Origin of the sequence: Bacteroides sp. D1 (genome assembly GCF_000157095.2) — a bacterium.
In the GTDB taxonomy this organism is placed as follows: domain Bacteria; phylum Bacteroidota; class Bacteroidia; order Bacteroidales; family Bacteroidaceae; genus Bacteroides; species Bacteroides xylanisolvens.
On the sequence record NZ_JH114343.1, the window covers coordinates 88,668 to 106,988 of the forward strand.

General features: G+C 42.4%; 18 protein-coding genes. 14 read left to right on the forward strand and 4 right to left on the reverse strand.

Annotation, left to right across the window (positions count from 1 at the left end; all coding sequences use genetic code 11):
• Position 1 precedes the first annotated feature (1 nt).
• The 3 genes from BSAG_RS10475 to mdh all read right to left on the reverse strand — a co-directional run bounded on the left by BSAG_RS10475 (position 2) and on the right by mdh (position 3,775).
• On the reverse strand, positions 2–994 hold the full coding sequence (locus BSAG_RS10475) for an HlyD family secretion protein (RefSeq protein WP_004315462.1): 993 nt from the start codon (positions 992–994) through the stop codon (positions 2–4).
• A 106-nt stretch (positions 995–1,100) separates the two neighbouring features.
• Positions 1,101–2,564 (reverse strand): TolC family protein, encoded by a 1,464-nt coding sequence (locus tag BSAG_RS10470; RefSeq protein ID WP_008997570.1) that lies wholly within the window; start codon positions 2,562–2,564, stop codon positions 1,101–1,103.
• Between the two features lie 269 nt (positions 2,565–2,833).
• On the reverse strand, positions 2,834–3,775 hold the full coding sequence (mdh, locus tag BSAG_RS10465) for a malate dehydrogenase (protein ID WP_004297234.1): 942 nt from the start codon (positions 3,773–3,775) through the stop codon (positions 2,834–2,836).
• An 885-nt stretch (positions 3,776–4,660) separates the two neighbouring features.
• On the opposite strand from mdh, the gene BSAG_RS10455 reads away from it, so the two are divergent.
• Complete coding sequence (locus BSAG_RS10455) at positions 4,661–5,533, forward strand: hypothetical protein (protein ID WP_004315464.1); 873 nt, start codon at positions 4,661–4,663, stop codon at positions 5,531–5,533.
• Between the two features lie 633 nt (positions 5,534–6,166).
• Here BSAG_RS10455 and BSAG_RS10450 read toward each other — a convergent pair.
• Complete coding sequence (locus BSAG_RS10450; protein ID WP_004305502.1) at positions 6,167–7,036, reverse strand: NAD kinase; 870 nt, start codon at positions 7,034–7,036, stop codon at positions 6,167–6,169.
• Between the two features lie 148 nt (positions 7,037–7,184).
• Between BSAG_RS10450 and BSAG_RS10445 the strand changes: the two genes are divergently transcribed.
• The 13 genes from BSAG_RS10445 to BSAG_RS10385 all read left to right on the forward strand — a co-directional run bounded on the left by BSAG_RS10445 (position 7,185) and on the right by BSAG_RS10385 (position 18,318).
• Positions 7,185–7,901 (forward strand): pyridoxine 5'-phosphate synthase, encoded by a 717-nt coding sequence (locus BSAG_RS10445; RefSeq protein ID WP_004297247.1) that lies wholly within the window; start codon positions 7,185–7,187, stop codon positions 7,899–7,901.
• Positions 7,898–8,614 (forward strand): MotA/TolQ/ExbB proton channel family protein, encoded by a 717-nt coding sequence (locus tag BSAG_RS10440; RefSeq protein ID WP_004315465.1) that lies wholly within the window; start codon positions 7,898–7,900, stop codon positions 8,612–8,614. Before BSAG_RS10445 ends, BSAG_RS10440 begins: the two co-directional genes overlap by 4 nt.
• A 7-nt stretch (positions 8,615–8,621) precedes the next feature.
• Positions 8,622–9,038, forward strand: a complete 417-nt coding sequence (locus BSAG_RS10435; protein ID WP_004305499.1) for an ExbD/TolR family protein — start codon at positions 8,622–8,624, stop codon at positions 9,036–9,038.
• 6 nt (positions 9,039–9,044) lie between these two features.
• On the forward strand, positions 9,045–9,920 hold the full coding sequence (locus BSAG_RS10430) for a cell envelope integrity protein TolA (RefSeq protein ID WP_004315466.1): 876 nt from the start codon (positions 9,045–9,047) through the stop codon (positions 9,918–9,920).
• A gap of 27 nt (positions 9,921–9,947) precedes the next feature.
• Positions 9,948–10,499: a DJ-1 family glyoxalase III gene (locus tag BSAG_RS10425; protein ID WP_004297251.1), complete on the forward strand. Its 552-nt coding sequence runs from the start codon at positions 9,948–9,950 to the stop codon at positions 10,497–10,499.
• Between the two features lie 7 nt (positions 10,500–10,506).
• Positions 10,507–11,166 carry a 2-C-methyl-D-erythritol 4-phosphate cytidylyltransferase gene (locus BSAG_RS10420; RefSeq protein WP_004297252.1) on the forward strand — a complete coding sequence of 220 codons (660 nt, stop codon included), beginning with the start codon at positions 10,507–10,509 and terminating at the stop codon, positions 11,164–11,166.
• Complete coding sequence (gene recG / locus BSAG_RS10415) at positions 11,167–13,263, forward strand: ATP-dependent DNA helicase RecG (protein ID WP_004315467.1); 2,097 nt, start codon at positions 11,167–11,169, stop codon at positions 13,261–13,263.
• A gap of 223 nt (positions 13,264–13,486) precedes the next feature.
• Entirely contained in the window at positions 13,487–13,951 is a 465-nt protein-coding gene (ndk, locus tag BSAG_RS10410; RefSeq protein ID WP_004305483.1) for a nucleoside-diphosphate kinase, read from the forward strand.
• Between the two features lie 20 nt (positions 13,952–13,971).
• Positions 13,972–14,844: a peptidoglycan DD-metalloendopeptidase family protein gene (locus BSAG_RS10405; RefSeq protein ID WP_004297256.1), complete on the forward strand. Its 873-nt coding sequence runs from the start codon at positions 13,972–13,974 to the stop codon at positions 14,842–14,844.
• 122 nt (positions 14,845–14,966) lie between these two features.
• On the forward strand, positions 14,967–15,509 hold the full coding sequence (locus BSAG_RS10400) for a DUF1599 domain-containing protein (protein ID WP_004297257.1): 543 nt from the start codon (positions 14,967–14,969) through the stop codon (positions 15,507–15,509).
• Positions 15,499–16,857, forward strand: coding sequence for a BT_3928 family protein (locus tag BSAG_RS10395; RefSeq protein ID WP_004315468.1), 1,359 nt, complete (start codon positions 15,499–15,501; stop codon positions 16,855–16,857). Before BSAG_RS10400 ends, BSAG_RS10395 begins: the two co-directional genes overlap by 11 nt.
• Positions 16,858–16,964: 107 nt before the next feature.
• Entirely contained in the window at positions 16,965–17,720 is a 756-nt protein-coding gene (gene tpiA / locus BSAG_RS10390; RefSeq protein WP_004297259.1) for a triose-phosphate isomerase, read from the forward strand.
• A 154-nt stretch (positions 17,721–17,874) separates the two neighbouring features.
• Positions 17,875–18,318: an SPOR domain-containing protein gene (locus BSAG_RS10385; RefSeq protein WP_004297260.1), complete on the forward strand. Its 444-nt coding sequence runs from the start codon at positions 17,875–17,877 to the stop codon at positions 18,316–18,318.
• Positions 18,319–18,321: the final 3 nt, after the last annotated feature.

Consider the following 18,321-nt stretch of genomic DNA (forward strand, 5'->3'; position numbering starts at 1 on the left):
ATTACTTGTCAATGATGACAGACATACCCGGACGGAGGTTTTCCACTTTCTCTATCGGAGAAGCTTTCACTTCGAATGTTTTCAGGTCGAACTGTCCGGTTGTTTTGGTTGCTTTCCAAGCGGCATAAGTCCCTAAGTCTTTCAGATAATATACTTTGAGTTTGATCTTTTTATTATCCAGAGCAGGAATGACTGCTTCGAATTCCGAACCCATCGTCAGGTTCTTGAGCAGATCCTCGCGTACGTTGAATGTTACCCACATATCGTTGAGTTCGGCGATATTCATGATGGGGGCACCAGTACCTACCAATTCGCCTACCTTCGGGAAAATCTCTGAAACTTCTCCGGCAGCCGGAGCTATGAGATAAGTCTCCTTTATGTACGATTCTACTTCGGCAACAGCACCTTTAGCCCGGTTTACCAAAGCTTCCGCGGCCATCTTGTCTTCACGTTCCGCTCCGTTCTTTGCCATGGTATATTGTGCTTTGGCTGCTTTCTCCGTAGCAATACTTGCATCCCGTTGCGCAGTGACTTCATCCAATTTCTGTGCAGGCATTACTCCCTGCTCATAGAGGTTCTTTACACGTTGATATGATTTTTCGGCAATGGTGACGCCTGCTTGGGCTTTTTGCCACATTTCGTATGCTGCCTGGATTTGTTCCTCACGCGCGCCTTTGATTGCTTTTGCGTTTTGTGCCTGTGCGGCAGCTTCGGCAGCACGTGCCTGTTCCATTTTTGCCACTACGTCAGGAGCTTCCAAAATAGCCAGCGTATCTCCGGCATTGACACTTTGTCCTTCTTTCACGCGAAATTCCAATATACGTCCCGGAACTTTGCTCGAAACGCGATACTCGGTAACTTCAGCCTGTCCCTGTATGATTTCAGGACCTTTGCGAAGCATGAAGAAGCCAACGACTGCAACGATTGCAATAACTCCCAGTAGAGTAAGGAATGCAAGCAGCATATTGCTGTTTTGTGATTTTATAGGTGCCATATGATTTATGAATTATGATTTATTATTTATGTTTTATGGATTGTGAGTTGGTTAGGGATTGGGTTGTTTCTGATTGGGTTCTTTACTTTATTTTTCTGCTTTTTATTTATTTCAGTGTTCCCAGAGATTTCTTCAGATAGATTTCTGTTAACTTCACATCTATTTGTGCGTCAATCTTTTCTGAATGAGCGGACAGCCATGCCGTTTGTGCTTCAAGAACATTACTGGTGGCAATCACTCCCTCTTTAAAACCAAGCGTTGCATAGCGCAGATTCTCTTCCGCTTTTTCCATGTTTTTGGAAGACATAACCAGTTTTTTACCTGCTTCTTTTACCTTGAAAGCGGCTTGATTGACTTGCAACTCTATTTTTTCGCGTGCGTCCTGAAGCTGGTATTGTGCAATGCGGGCTTCGGCTTTTGCCGCTTTCGTTTTATAAATACCTTCTCCCCAGTGCCATATAGGTATCTGTACCATCACTCCCACATTCCACATGCCTTTGAATTTGTTTTCAAAGCTGTTGAAGACAGAAGGGTTGGTTACCATATAATTCCCCATCAATGCGATAGAAGGAAGATGTTCGGCACGGGTTACGTTTACTTTCTGTTTATAAATCTGTGTCGCTAATTCGAGACTACGTATTTCCGGACGATTCTCATAAGCGGTAGATAAATCGAAATGAGGGTCTGTTGTCAGTAATGGAATATCTTCCATATTTTCATCTGCTAGCGTGATGGGGGAGCTAAGATCAATACCGCATAGTTGGCACAGCAACATTCGGGCAAGGCTCAATCCATCTTCCACTTTGGTGAGTGTCATTTCTGCTTCATTCACCTTGACGCGTACAGACAAGCCATCCGCTTTGGTGGCTACTCCTTCATTAATCATTTTTTCCACATCACCGTCCAGCTGTTGCAAGAGCTTTAAATAACCTTCCGCCAACTTCTTCTTATTAACCAGCGAAATAACTTGCCAATAAGCCTGGTCTGTACTCATGATTACTTCCTGCATGCCACCGTGGTGTTGTTCTTGAGCCAACTCTTCGGCATACTTTGTTATTTTGTTGTACGCCCGGATTTTTCCACCCATATATAAAGGCTGTGTCAATGTAAGAGCACCTGCATAGACATTCCTGGTGTCTGTGCGGAGCGCATCCACTAAAGAGTTTCCCGCTTGGTCGAGAGCAGGCAGAGCCGCTCCTAGTTTTCCGCTTAAGGAAGCAATAAGTGGTTTTAATTCAGGATGTGCTGTTGCAATCTCGGTTGCAGCCTGTTGGATAGGGCCTGCCAGATTAGTTCCTAGTCCTGAAAGCGCAGCTTTCTGGTCGTTGTTTAATAATGAAAACTCTTTCTGGTTTCTCATGTAAGCTCCGGTTGCCGAGAAATTGGGAAGATAATTCGTAAATGCAGCTTTCCGTTGATAATGAGCAGCATTTATCTTCTCATTGCTTATCAACAAATCTTTGTTGTTGGCAAGAGCTAATGCGCGGCAACTATCCAGACTTAGAAAGTTCTGCGCTTTTCCTATGAAAGTGAGACTTAGCAGAATTGTCAGAAGAAATACTTTTTTCATCGCATCTTGCATATTAATAAGGTGATACTTCTATATTTAATAACCCGGTTCTTATGTAATTTGTTTATTGAAGTAGTCTGTTTTTTTGAACTTGTTTACTTAAACAATAATTGCATAAACAACGATGCAAATGTATGAGCTTTACTTGAAAGTGCAAAATGAATTAGCTTTTTTTAAAATATAGTGGGGTAGGATTCTGTAGAAAAGAAAGAAGGCTGTTCCTCGTAGTGAAGAACAGCCTTTCTTGATATATAAAGTAAGGGGATTAATTACAGAGCACCTACTTCTTTCAAAGCAGCGTTCGTTCCGTGAACAGCTTTTGCGCTAGCTGCGAACTTAGCTTTTTCGTCTTCGTTCAGGTTCAGTTCAACGATCTTTTCGATACCGTTCTTGCCAAGGATTACAGGAACGCCGATGCAAAGATCTGATTCACCATATTCACCTTCCAATAATACAGAACAAGGAACCATCTTCTTTTGGTCGTGAAGGATAGATTCAACTACGAATGCTCCTGCTGCACCTGGTGCATACCATGCAGAAGTACCCAGCAATTTAGTCAGTGTAGCACCACCTACCATTGTAGCAGCGGCTACTTCTTCCAGTTTTTCGGCAGAGATGAAATTTGCTACAGGCATACCTTTGTAAGTAGCGAAACGAGTCAAAGGAATCATAGTAGTATCACCGTGACCACCGATAACCATACCTTCTACTTCGTTAGCGTTGCAACCGATAGCTTGAGACAAGAAATATTTGAAACGAGAGCTATCCAAAGCACCACCCATACCGATCACACGGTTTTTCGGCAAGCCCAAAGCTTTCAATGCCAAATAAGTCATTGTATCCATCGGGTTAGAGATAACAACGATGATAGCGTTAGGAGAATATTTCAACAGGTTTTCTGCTACCGATTTAACGATACCAGCGTTTACACCGATCAGTTCTTCACGAGTCATACCCGGTTTACGAGGAATACCTGAAGTAATCACAACAACGTCAGAGTTAGCAGTTTGAGCATAGTCGTTAGTGCAGCCTACCAATGTAGTGTCGAAACCCAGCAATTGAGCTGTCTGCATCATATCCATTGCTTTACCTTCTGAAACGCCTTCTTTAACGTCCAGCATTACTACTTCGTCTGCTACTTCATTAAAAGCAAGTACATTTGCACATGTAGCACCTACGTTACCTGCGCCTACTACGGTTACTTTTGACATAATACTATATATTTAAAAAGTTGATAATTTGTTTTATCTTTTAGCGCGACAAAATTACAACGATAATCCTGATTAAAGAAATTTTTCCGTAATAATTTTAGTTAAAGGTCTAAGTTCTCCGGAATGGATAGCTATCATGAAAAAAAAGTGGTCGAACAAGCCGTTGGCAAGCGTGGAAGAGAAGCGGAGAATAAACAACGAAAACGATACAAAAACGAGGGTGTTCGGAGAGGGTGTTACAAAGCGTTGAAACGCCCGCCAGTAAAGGGGAAAAACCCAATGAAAACCAGTAGAGTAGAGAAGAGTAAAGTAAAGAAGAGTAAGTAAAAGTATTATTTCTGTTATAAACAATAGCAATAATACTGGGCAGAGAAGATGGCTTTGGCTGCTGCCGTTGTCGGTTTGGATCACTTCGTCGGTGTCGTTTCTGTTCCCGTGTCCCTCATGAACTGTTCGTTCGGCAGATGACCGCCTTTTGTCTGGTAGGTTGTTGATGCTCGTCCGGTGGGTAACGGACATTCACACGGTAGATAACATACGTTTGTACGTTAGGTGAATTCTATATTATTTCTTGGGCTACCGCTTCACTAAAAAATAATTTCAATACTTGTTTGCTAAAGTACCATTTGCTTCAAAACTAGTACGTAAACAAGGTAAAAGTCGCAAATAAGGATGCTTCGATCAGGTAATGTCAGTGGCCGCTTAGGATCATAAAGGAGAATCAGTCGGGGTACTTTGCGTCTGTCGGTTCGGCCTAGTTGACTGGTTAATAAATTAAAATTGCATAGATTAGTCGGGAGTTTTTCAAAAACTCTCACTTTTTATACTTGACTTCTGTTGCGAAATGATTACTTTTGCGCACGTTATCAATTCACAACTGAAACTATGAGTAAAAAAAGCCTTCTTATTGCGGCCGTGGCTATCTTGGTGATAGCTATTATTGGTATTACTTATTTATTGTTTACCGAAAAAAAAGCTAATCGGGAGTTAGTGCAGGAATTCCAATTGGATAAGGAAGATCTGGAAAACGAATATAGTCGTTTTGTGCAAGAATATGATGAATTGAAGTTTAAGGTTACTAATGACTCATTAGGAGTATTGTTAGAACAGGAACAGTTAAAGACCCAACGTCTATTAGAAGAACTTCGTACTGTGAAGAGTTCGAATGCAACAGAGATTCGTCGTTTAAAGAAAGAATTGGCTACCTTACGTAAAGTAATGGTTGGTTATATTAATCAGATTGATTCACTAAATAAACTGGCTGCACAGCAGAAACAGGTCATTGCAGAAGTAACACAAAAATATAATCAGGCTTCACAACAAATCAGTAACCTTTCCGAAGAAAAGAAAAATCTGGATAAGAAGGTGACGTTAGCCGCACAACTCGATGCAACTAATATTCGTATCGAACCACGCAATAAACGCGGTAAAGTGGCGAAGAAAGTGAAAGACGTGGTGAAATTGGCTATTAGTTTCACAATCGTGAAGAATATAACTGCTGAAAACGGTGAACGTACCATCTATATACGTATTACCAAACCCGATAATGATGTACTGACCAAGAGTGCATCCAATACTTTCCCTTATGAAAACCGTACATTGGTTTATTCAATTAAGAAGTATATTGAGTATAACGGAGAAGAACAGAATATCAATGTGTTTTGGGATGTAGAAGAGTTTTTATATGCCGGAAATTACCGGGTAGATATTTTTGAAGGCGGGAACCTGATTGGTTCGCAGTCGTTTACATTAAATTAATATCGGGGTATTATTTTTCTCTACCGATATTTTAATTTTCTTCTATATTAACTAACCCGATGGTCTGTTTTTAATATTTCTTCGGGTAACAGCTGTTTTTTTATGGATGAACTGGGGAAAGAACTGCATAAATAATTGCAATAATATACAAAAAATAGGGTGAACGTAGCATGAATTTGCATGCAATATGCGGCTTTTTAATCGTAGAAGCCTTCGTTGGATTAAAATCAACGAGATGTCCCTCACCGAGGAAGGATAAGTTCTTCGGTGAGGGACATCTCGTTTCTCGGTGAGGAACTCATATGGGAATGATTGGAAGCAGTTTTTCTCTCTAGTTTGTATGCGAATAAAGATAAGGAAAAATTGATAAAATGAAGGACTGTTGTCTATAAAAGAATGATTTGCAAATGCAATCAGTATAATTTTAATCTTATTGAGTAAATATAGGGAGAAATCATGTTAATCTGATTTCTGAAGATAGTAAATCCCGGCCCTTTTTCTCTTTAGTTGGAATCTATACCCAATTTGTTGCATTCCCAACAACTTGAATGTCCCTTTTTTTAGAAGTTCTATTTTTAAGTATCGTATAGTTGAATCGTGTGATGAGGAATAACGGTGCATAATGTGAACTGCTTACCGTCTTCCGTCAGCTCCCCACATCATCTTGCTGCGGAGTGTATCGAAAAAAATGTGATTAAAACGTTTCACTACCTTTACGCTGTAATCTGCCCGGCGAATGGTTAGTTGAGTCGTTTCTTTGCAAGTTTCGCTCCTCCCGTCAATGGCGACGAGGAAGTTGTGACTTCTGCTTTCTACATCTAATGTAATCTCCCAATCATCCCGAATAACGATAGGGCGGACGTTGAGACTATGTGGAGCCACCGGAGTGATGGCAATAGTGTTGGAATGAGGAACGATGATCGGGCCTCCTACACTCAAAGAGTAGGCTGTGGAACCTGTTGGAGTGGCAATTACTAACCCGTCAGCTTGATAAGTATTCAGATACGCGCCATTAATTGCTGTCCGGATACTGATCATAGAGGAGCTGTCCCGTTTGAGAATAGCTATTTCGTTGAGGGCATAAGGAGAATCTTGGAGATGTTTGTCGTTGCAGATTAACTGAAGTACGCTCCGTTCCTCCACACTATATCTGCCGTTTTGGATTTCATCAAATGTTTCCTCCATTTCTTCCGGTGAAATATCTGCCAGAAATCCTAAACGTCCTGTGTTAATTCCCAAAATAGGGATCCCTTTTCTTCCTACGCGGCGGGCAGCTTTCAGAAACGTTCCGTCGCCTCCGATGCTGATTACCATATCGGCAGTAAAATCATCACCATCAAATAATTGATCTGCTTCAATATCCATATTTTCAGAAACTAGGAATTGATAAAATTCCCTGCACATACCAATCTCTGCTCCTTGTTTCTTTAAAAGTTTAAACAAGGTGACAGCATGAGAAGACTTTTTAGCCTGATAAGTATTTCCAAAAATGGCAAATTTCATAAGCAACATCATTAGTTCAGGATGCAAATTTGGCATTTTTTCTTGGATTTCTACTTTAAATAACCAAAAAAGAGTAGAGAATGCGTTTCGTATTATTAGGCAACTAATAATAATATTTGTATTTTTGCGGCAAATATAACGTAGAACTATGACTAAATTAAGTGTAAACATAAACAAGATTGCTACACTAAGAAATGCTCGCGGGGGAAATGTGCCCGATGTAGTAAAGGTAGCGCTTGATTGTGAATCTTTTGGGGCTGATGGTATCACCGTTCATCCCCGTCCTGACGAGCGTCACATTCGTCGTTCTGATGTATATGACTTGCGTCCTCTGTTGCGGACTGAATTTAATATTGAAGGTTATCCGTCTCCGGAATTTATTGACTTGGTGTTGAAAGTTAAACCTCATCAAGTAACTTTGGTTCCCGACGATCCTTCACAAATTACTTCCAATTCCGGTTGGGATACGAAAGCAAATCAGGAATTCCTGACGGAAGTTCTCGATCAGTTTAACAGTGCCGGCATTCGTACTTCCGTTTTTGTGGCAGCCGATCCTGAAATGGTGGAATATGCGGCAAAAGCAGGGGCGGATCGCGTCGAACTGTATACTGAACCTTATGCGACGGACTATCCGAAGAATCCGGAAGCAGCTATCGCTCCTTTTATCGAAGCTGCAAAGACTGCTCGTAAACTGGGTATCGGATTGAACGCCGGTCATGATTTAAGTCTGGTGAATTTAAATTATTTCTATAAAAACATTCCTTGGGTGGATGAAGTGTCTATCGGACATGCGTTGATTAGCGACGCACTGTATCTGGGACTCGAACGTACCATTCAGGAATATAAAAACTGTTTACGCTCATGAATGCAATGATCTTGTTAGCCCAAGAGGCTATGAATATGGCCGACTCACTGGCTACTGCCAACCCCGTGCTGACGGAGGTAAACGCTCCGGAAATGAACATGCTTGATATGGCTGTCAAGGGTGGATGGATTATGATTGTATTGGGCGTACTGTCGGTTATCTGTTTCTATATCCTGTTTGAACGTAACTACATGATTCGCAAAGCAGGAAAAGAGGACCCTATGTTTATGGAACGGATTAAAGACTATATTCATAGTGGAGAGATCAAAGCGGCTATTAACTATTGCCGTACGATGAATACCCCTTCGGCACGTATGATAGAAAAAGGAATCAGCCGTCTGGGACGTCCTATTAACGATGTGCAGGTAGCTATTGAGAATGTGGGTAACATTGAAGTTGCAAAATTGGAAAAAGGACTGACTGTGATGGCAACTATTTCCGGAGGTGCTCCAATGCTCGGATTTCTCGGTACGGTGACCGGTATGGTACGCGCATTCTACGAAATGGCGAATGCCGGAAGTGGAAACATTGATATCACTTTGCTTTCGGGAGGTATCTATGAAGCTATGATTACAACGGTCGGTGGTCTGATTGTCGGTATCATCGCTATGTTTGCCTATAATTATCTGGTGATGCTGGTAGACCGTGTGGTAAATAAAATGGAATCTCGTACAATGGAGTTCATGGACCTGTTGAACGAGCCTGCAAAATAATTGGCAGATGGGATTAAAAAGAAGAAATAGAGTATCGCCCAATTTCAGCATGGCCTCCATGACGGACGTCATCTTCCTGTTGCTGATATTCTTTATGATAACCTCTACGGTGGTGTCGCCCAATGCCATAAAGGTATTGTTGCCTCAAGGCAAGCAGCAGACTTCGGCCAAGCCGCTGACAAGAGTGGTTATCGATAAGGACTTGAATTTCTATGCCGCTTTCGGCAATGAAAAAGAGCAGCCGGTGGCGCTGAACGATCTGACTTCATTTTTGCAGAGTTGTGCAGAGAAGGAACCGGAAATGTATGTGGCATTGTATGCAGATGAATCGGTACCTTATCGTGAGATCGTAAGGGTATTGAACATTGCAAACGAGAATCATTTTAAGATGGTGCTGGCTACCCGCCCGCCTGAAAATAAATAAGAAACAATGGACAGAAGAAAAAAGGGTGAATACATAGGAGCGCTCGGTGCACTGTTGGTGCATGTGGCAGTGATTGCTCTTTTGATTCTGGTGAGCTTTACTGTCCCCCAACCGGATGAAGATGCAGGCGGAGTGCCTGTGATGATGGGAAATGTAGACGCAGCAAGTGGTTTCGATGATCCCTCTCTGGTAGACGTGGATATTATGGATGAAGATGCGGCAGCACCGCCTGCGGAAACAGAACCGCAACTCCCTTCTGAACAGGATTTACTGACACAGACTGAAGAGGAAACGGTCACTTTGAAGCCTAAGACGGAAGAACCGAAAAAAGAGACGGTGAAACCTAAAGAGATGGTCAAGCCGAAAGAACCGGTGAAGAAGCCGGAAAAAACGGAAGCGGAAAAAGCTGCAGAAGCGAAACGACTGGCAGAAGAAAAAGCGGAACGTGAACGTAAGGCTGCCGAAGAAGCTGCCAGAAAGAGGGTGTCCGGTGCGTTTGGAAAAGGAGCGCAAATGACAGGAAATAAAGGAACAGCGGCTAGTGGCACGGGAACCGAAGGTAGCAAGGAGGGTAACTCTTCTACCGGAGCGAAGACCGGAACCGGAGGTTATGGAACATTTGACCTTGGCGGACGTTCTTTAGGTACGGGCAGTTTGCCGAAGCCTGTATATAATGTGCAGGAAGAAGGACGTGTAGTGGTGAATATCACCGTGAATCCTGCAGGGCAAGTGATATCGACCAGCATTAGCCCTCAAACGAACACTGTAAATTCCGCTTTGCGTAAGGCGGCGGAGGATGCAGCTAAGAAAGCCCGTTTTAATACGATCGATGGAGTGAATAACCAGACAGGGACAATCACCTATTATTTTAACTTGAGATAGTATCATTAACCAAATATATTAAGCATTATGGGAACTGTATACGCTTTTTTTGCAGATGGTTTTGAAGAAATTGAAGCCTTTACTGCTATTGACACGTTGAGACGTGCCGGACTGAATGTAGAAATCGTATCCGTTACACCGGATGAAATTGTAGTAGGAGCACATGATGTATCCGTTCTTTGCGATATTAATTTCGAGAATTGTGATTTCTTTGATGCTGAACTTTTGTTGTTGCCGGGAGGAATGCCGGGAGCTGCTACACTTGACAAGCACGAAGGATTGCGCAAATTGATCCTTGATTTTGCTGCAAAAGGTAAACCTATTGCTGCCATTTGTGCTGCTCCGATGGTGTTGGGTAAACTGGGACTGCTGAAAGGAAAGAAGGCTACCTGTTATCCGAGTTTCGAACAATATCTGGATGGTGCCGAATGTGTAAATGCACATGTCGTACGTGATGGAAACATCATTACGGGTATGGGACCGGGTGCTGCTATGGAATTTGCCTTGACAATCGTTGACCTGTTGGTAGGTAAAGAAAAAGTAGACGAACTGGTAGAAGCGATGTGCGTTAAACGCTAAACCGTCCATGAAGAAATATGTAATCATTGTCGCCGGTGGAAAGGGCTTGCGAATGGGAAGTGATCTTCCCAAACAATTCCTTCCCATGGGTGATAAACCTGTGTTGATGCATACCCTGGAAGTCTTCAGGAGATATGACGAGGCGCTTCAAATCATATTGGTGCTTCCGCAGGAGCAACAAAGTTTCTGGAAGCAACTTTGCGATGAACATCATTTTACGGTAAAACATGTCCTTGCAGAAGGAGGTGAAACACGTTTCCATTCCGTAAAGAACGGGCTGGCACTGGTGCAAGAGCCGGGATTGGTGGGAGTGCATGATGGAGTACGCCCGTTTGTATCAGTAGAAGTGATTCGCCGTTGTTATGAGTTGGCAGAGGTGCAAAAAGCAGTGATTCCTGTGGTGGATGTAGTAGAGACGCTTCGCCATTTGACAGATGCCGGAAGTGAAACAGTCAGCCGGATTGATTATAAACTGGTGCAAACGCCGCAAGTGTTTGATGTAGAGTTGCTGCAACAAGCCTATGCCCAGGAATTTACCCCCTTCTTTACAGATGATGCTTCCGTTGTGGAAGCGATGGGAATGCCCGTTTATCTGGCAGAAGGCAACCGTGAAAATATAAAAATAACAACTCCTTTCGATTTAAAAGTAGGGAGTGCTCTTTTATAAATGTTCGATTTAGCCACACGCGACATAAAATTTATCTCCGGTGTAGGCCCTCAAAAAGCCGCTGTATTAAATAAGGAGTTGGAAATCTATTCCTTGCACGATTTAATTTATTATTTCCCTTATAAATATATTGACCGGAGCCGCATCTATTACATTCATGAAATAGATGGCAATATGCCGTATATCCAGTTGAAAGGAGAAATCCTCGGTTTCGAGACCATTGGTGAAGGACGGCAGCGCCGTTTGACAGCGCATTTTTCGGATGGTACAGGAGTCGTGGATTTGGTGTGGTTTCAAGGTATAAAGTACATCTTGGGAAAGTATAAACTTCACGAGGAATATATCATTTTCGGCAAACCTACTGTTTTCAACGGACGTATCAATGTGGCGCATCCTGATGTAGACAAACCGGATGATTTGAAACTTTCCTCGGTGGGGCTGCAACCTTATTATAGTACGACGGAGAAGATGAAACGCAGTTTCCTCAACTCTCACGCGATTGAGAAGATGATGGCAACGGTGATTCAGCAGATACAGGAGCCTCTACCTGAAACACTTTCTCCCAAGTTGCTGACGGAGCATCATTTGATGCCTTTGACGGAAGCGCTCCGGAATATCCACTTCCCAACCAATCCTGACGTCCTCCGTCGGGCACAATACCGTCTTAAATTTGAAGAACTGTTTTATGTTCAGTTAAACATTCTCCGATATGCCAAAGACAGGCAGAAAAGGTATCGTGGATACATCTTTGAAAAAGTGGGAGATGTGTTCAATACATTTTATGCAAAGAATCTTCCTTTCCAACTGACGGGTGCGCAGAAACGGGTGTTGAAAGAGATACGGAACGATGTCGGCAGTGGCAGACAGATGAATCGCCTTTTGCAGGGAGATGTAGGAAGTGGAAAAACACTGGTTGCCTTGATGAGTATGTTGCTGGCATTGGATAATGGCTATCAGGCTTGTATGATGGCACCTACCGAAATCCTGGCAAACCAGCACTACGAAACCATCAAGGAATTGCTTTTTGGCATGGACATTCGTGTTGAGCTACTGACAGGTTCTATTAAAGGAAAAAGGAGAGAAGCAATTCTGGCCGGATTGCTGACAGGAGATGTGCAGATATTAATAGGAACACATGCCGTTATTGAAGATACTGTCAATTTCTCTTCTTTAGGCTTCGTTGTGATTGACGAACAACATCGTTTTGGCGTGGCGCAACGTGCCCGTCTTTGGAGTAAGAATGTTCAACCTCCGCATGTGCTTGTAATGACTGCCACTCCCATTCCCCGTACGTTGGCGATGACTTTGTACGGTGACTTGGACGTGTCTGTTATCGATGAACTTCCACCCGGAAGAAAACCGATTACTACCATCCATCAATTCGACAATCGCCGGGAAAGCATGTATCGTTCGGTACGTAAGCAGATCGACGAAGGACGCCAGGTTTATATTGTCTATCCGCTGATTAAAGAGAGCGAAAAGATTGATTTGAAGAATCTTGAAGAAGGGTATCAGCATATTCTGGAAGAGTTTCCGAAGTGTACGGTTTGTAAAGTGCATGGCAAAATGAAACCTGCCGAGAAAGATGAACAAATGCAGCTTTTTGTCTCGGGGAAAGCGCAGATCATGGTAGCTACCACCGTCATTGAAGTGGGAGTGAACGTTCCGAATGCTTCGGTTATGATTATTGAAAATGCAGAACGTTTCGGGTTATCACAGTTACATCAGTTGCGCGGTCGAGTAGGGCGTGGAGCAGAACAGTCTTATTGTATTCTGGTGACGAATTACAAGTTGACGGAGGATACCCGGAAACGATTGGAAATCATGGTGCGCACCAATGATGGCTTTGAAATAGCAGAAGCCGATTTGAAATTGCGTGGTCCCGGTGATCTTGAAGGTACACAGCAAAGCGGTATCGCTTTCGATTTGAAGATCGCGGATATTGTCCGCGACGGTCAACTGTTGCAATACGTTCGTGCTATAGCTGAAAGTATTGTAGAACAAGACCCTGCAGCACAAAGTCCGGAGAACGAAATCTTATGGCGACAGCTTAAAGCCTTACGGAAAACGAATGTTAACTGGGCTGCCATAAGCTGAAAAACGGTTAAACATGCAGTTTATTTGCGTAAATGTGTTGCAAAACATATTTCGGCTCTATTCTCCCTATTTATAGGAGTTTAACGACCTGATTCCTCTTCCTTTTCGTTCTAAGCTTCTGAAAAATAGTTAATAACTTCCTTGCCATTTCGTAGGAAAACACTATCTTTGGAAGAATTTTTTTAGTAAATGTATTGTTTAACCATTTGCAAAGTCGAGTATTATGCTTGAAAAAACGCTGGTCATTTTAAAACCGTGTACCCTTCAACGGGGATTGGTTGGTGAGATTACTCATCGCTTTGAGCGTAAAGGATTACGGTTGGCTGGCATGAAGATGATGCAACTGACTGATGAATTGTTGAGCGAACATTATGCCCACCTTAGCGGCAAATCCTTCTTTCAGCGTGTGAAAGATTCGATGATGACAGCTCCTGTCATTGTTTGTTGTTTCGAAGGTGTGGATGCTATTCAAACAGTCCGTACGTTGGCGGGACCAACTAATGGACGTCTGGCTGCCCCGGGTACCATTCGTGGGGATTACAGCATGAGCTTTCAGGAAAATATAGTTCATGCTTCTGATTCTCCGGAGACTGCGGCTATTGAATTAAAGAGATTTTTTAAACCGGAAGAAATATTCGATTACAAGCAGGCGACATTTAACTACCTGTATGCAAATGACGAATATTAAATAGAATTGATAAAAAAGGAATGAATTTCAATTGCATTATTAAAACAGGATTGGTCGCTGTTGCGGCTATGGTCAGCTTGAGCTCTTTCTCACAAGACCTGATTGCCCGCCAGGCACCGATAGACAAAAAATTAAAATCAGTAGATTCTTTGGCATTGCAGAAGCAAATCCGTGCCGAACAATCCGAATATCCCGCTTTAAGTCTTTATCCGAATTGGAATAATCAATATGCGCATTCTTATGGAAATGCGATTATTCCGGAAACATATACAATTGACCTGACGGGTTTTCGTATGCCGACTCCGAGTACAAAAATAACTTCGCCTTTTGGCCCGCGTTGGAGAAGAATGCATAATGGCCTTGATTTAAAAGTTAATATCGGTGATACGATTGTTTCTGCTTTTGATGGTAAGGTACGTATTGTGAAATATGAACGCAGAGGGTACGGTAAATATGTAGTCATTCGTCACGATAATGGATTGGAAACTATATATGGACACTTGTCTAAGCAGTTGGTTGAAGAAAATCAGTTGGTAAAAGCTGGTGAACCGATCGGGTTGGGTGGTAACACCGGACGTTCTACAGGTTCGCATCTTCATTTCGAAACCCGCTTCCTGGGAATTGCAATTAATCCGATTTATATGTTTGACTTTCCAAAACAGGATATCGTTGCCGATACTTATACGTTCCGCAAAACAAAAGGTGTGAAACGTGCAGGCTCTCATGATACCCAAGTGGCTGACGGTACTATCCGTTATCATAAGGTGAAGAGTGGCGATACATTGTCCCGCATTGCTAAATTGCGTGGCGTATCAGTCAGCACGCTTTGCAAACTGAACCGTATCAAACCGACCACTACTTTGCGTATCGGACAGGTTTTGCGTTGTTCATAAAAAATATAGCTTATAAAACAGTAATACAATATCTTTAGGAGAGGGCACTTTAATATAATTTAGAGTGCCCTCTTTCTGTTTTTACTTAATTATTGTTACCTTTGCGCACTATTTGGAAGAAGATGAAAGATACCAAGCAACAATTTGAACATGTCATCGCTTTGTGCCGTGACTTATTTTCCAAGAAGCTGCACGATTACGGGCCTGCATGGCGTATCCTGCGTCCGGCTTCGGTGACTGACCAGATTTTTATTAAAGCCAATCGGATTCGTAGTATTGAAACCAAAGGAGTGACCTTGATTGATGAGGGAATCCGTGCTGAATTTATTGCGATTGTCAATTATGGCATTGTCGGGCTCATCCAGTTGGAACTGGGTTATGCCGAGTCTGCCGACATCAGCAATGAAGAAGCGATGGCTTTATACGATAAGTATGCAAAAGAGGCATTAGACCTGATGCTTGCCAAAAACCATGATTATGATGAAGCCTGGCGGAGCATGCGTGTCAGCTCTTACACAGACTTGATCTTGATGAAGATTTACCGTACCAAGCAGATTGAGAGCCTGGCCGGCAACACATTGGTGTCAGAGGGAATTGATGCCAATTATATGGATATGATTAATTACTCTGTTTTCGGACTGATTAAGATAGAATTTGAAGGATAAGAACTTACATATCATTCAGGAGGTAGTGGCGAATACGTGTCGCTTTCTTTTGGCGGCATCGTTCATCTTTTCCGGATTTGTAAAGGCAGTTGATCCACTGGGGTTCCAGTATAAGATCCAGGATTATCTGACCGCATTCGGAATGGCTTCCTGGTTCCCTTCATTCTTCCCTTTATTGGGAGGCATCATCTTGTCAGCCGTTGAGTTTTTTATCGGTATCTCCTTATTTTTTGCTACCAGAAGAACATTGGCTACTTCGTTGGCTTTGATGCTGATGATTTTCATGACACCACTGACCTTGTATCTTGCCATCTTTGATCCGGTTTCGGACTGTGGCTGTTTTGGAGATGCCTGGGTGTTGACGAACTGGGAGACATTCGGTAAGAATATAGTTCTGCTGTTTGCAGCAATGATGGCTTTCCGTCACAGAAGGATGCTGGTTCGTTTTATCAGTGTGAAAATGGAGTGGCTGGTTTCTCTCTATACGTTGTTCTTTGTATTTACTTTGTCGTTCTATTGTCTGGACCGTCTGCCTGTTTTAGACTTTCGTCCTTACAAGATCGGAAAGAATATTCTGGAAGGAATGACAATGCCCGAAGGAGCGAAACCGAGTGTATATGAAAGCATCTTTATCTTGGAAAAGAACGGAGAGAAGAAAGAATTTACGTTGGATAACTATCCGGATAGTACCTGGACATTTGTCGACACACGGACAATCCTGAAGGAAAAAGGATATGAACCGGCTATTCACGATTTCTCTATGATTGATCTGAATACGGGCGAGGATATAACAGACGATGTATTGACGGATATAGGATACACCTTCCTGTTGGTTGCCCATCGGATTGAAGAGGCGGATGATAGTAACATTGATTTGATTAATGAGATATATGACTATTCGGTGGAGCATGGCTATAAGTTTTATTGCCTCACTTCTTCACCGGAAGAACAGATCGAATTGTGGAAGGACAAGACGGGAGCCGAATATCCTTTCTGTCAGATGGATGATATTACATTAAAGACGATGGTTCGTTCCAATCCGGGATTGATACTGATTAAGAACGGAACAATTTTGAATAAATGGAGCGATGAGGATATACCGGATGAATATGTGCTGACGGACAAACTGGAAAATCTGCCGTTAGGAAAGCAGAAGGTGAGCAGTGACACTCATACGGTAGGATATGTATTCTTATGGTTTGTTATTCCATTGTTGTTAGTGCTTGGGGTGGATGTTTTGGTCGTTCGCCGCAGAGAACGGAAAAACGCGAAGCGGAAGCAACAAGAGGAAGAGATGAAAAGCAAAGAATTAAAAACGGAGAATCCGAAAATAGAAGAACAAGAATAAAAAAAATAAATGATAACGAGCGGCCTCTGTAACGAACGCTAATTCCGATCGTTCAATTGTCAATCGTGAAATCGTAAATTTATTAACCCTTTAAAATAAAAAACAAAATGAGAAAGAACATTGTTGCAGGAAACTGGAAAATGAACAAAACCCTTCAAGAGGGTATCGCTTTGGCTAAAGAATTGAACGAAGCATTGGCTAACGAAAAGCCTAACTGTGATGTAATCATCTGTACTCCGTTTATCCACCTGGCTTCTGTTACTCCGTTGGTAGACGCTGCAAAGATCGGTGTAGGTGCTGAAAACTGTGCAGACAAAGCTTCAGGTGCATATACAGGTGAAGTTTCAGCTGAAATGGTTGCTTCTACAGGTGCAAAATATGTAATTCTGGGACACTCTGAACGTCGTGCATACTACGGTGAAACAGTTGCTATCCTGGAAGAAAAAGTAAAATTGGCTTTGGCTAACGGTCTGACTCCGATTTTCTGTATCGGTGAAGTGTTGGAAGAACGCGAAGCTAACAAGCAGAACGAAGTGGTAGCTGCACAGATGGAATCTGTATTCTCTCTGTCTGCTGAAGACTTCTCTAAGATTGTATTGGCTTACGAACCGGTTTGGGCTATCGGTACAGGTAAAACTGCTTCTCCTGAACAAGCACAGGAAATCCATGCTTTCATCCGTTCTATCGTAGCTAACAAGTATGGTAAAGAAATCGCAGACAATACTTCTATCCTTTACGGTGGTAGTTGCAAACCTTCTAACGCTAAAGAACTGTTCGCTAACCCGGACGTTGATGGTGGTTTGATTGGTGGTGCTGCTTTGAAAGTATCTGATTTCAAAGGTATCATTGATGCCTTCAATTAAATGATGGTTGATAAATGATAGTTGATAAATGATAGTTGATAGTTGCTATGTACTATAGCCTGCTATCGACTATCGTTTATCTTTTCAACTATCATTTTCCGACTGTCATTCTCTAACTGTCATTTATCATTTATCAACAATCAACTGTTTAATAATGAAAGTTTTACTTACCCTATTGTTTGTTTTGACAGCTACTTTTGCGCAAGCGCAAAGTATTATCAAGAGTCTGGAACGTAACATTCCGGGGCAAGGAAAGGTGACTATCCATCAAGATCCCCGCATCGAGGCTCTGATAGGTATGGAACGTCCTGCAACAGGTGAACAGAAAGTAATAAAGACTTCCGGATTCAGAATCCAGGCGTATGCCGGTAACAATACTCGTCAGGCGAAGAATGATGCTTATCATGTAGCATCGCGTGTGAAAGAGTATTTTCCTGAATTGACGGTATATACTTCGTTCAATCCGCCTCGTTGGCTTTGTCGTGTAGGTGATTTCCGTAGCATTGAAGAAGCGGACGCAATGATGCGTCGGTTGAAAGCTACCGGTGTGTTTAAAGAGGTTTCTATTGTAAGAGACCAGATCAATATTCCTTTATAATTG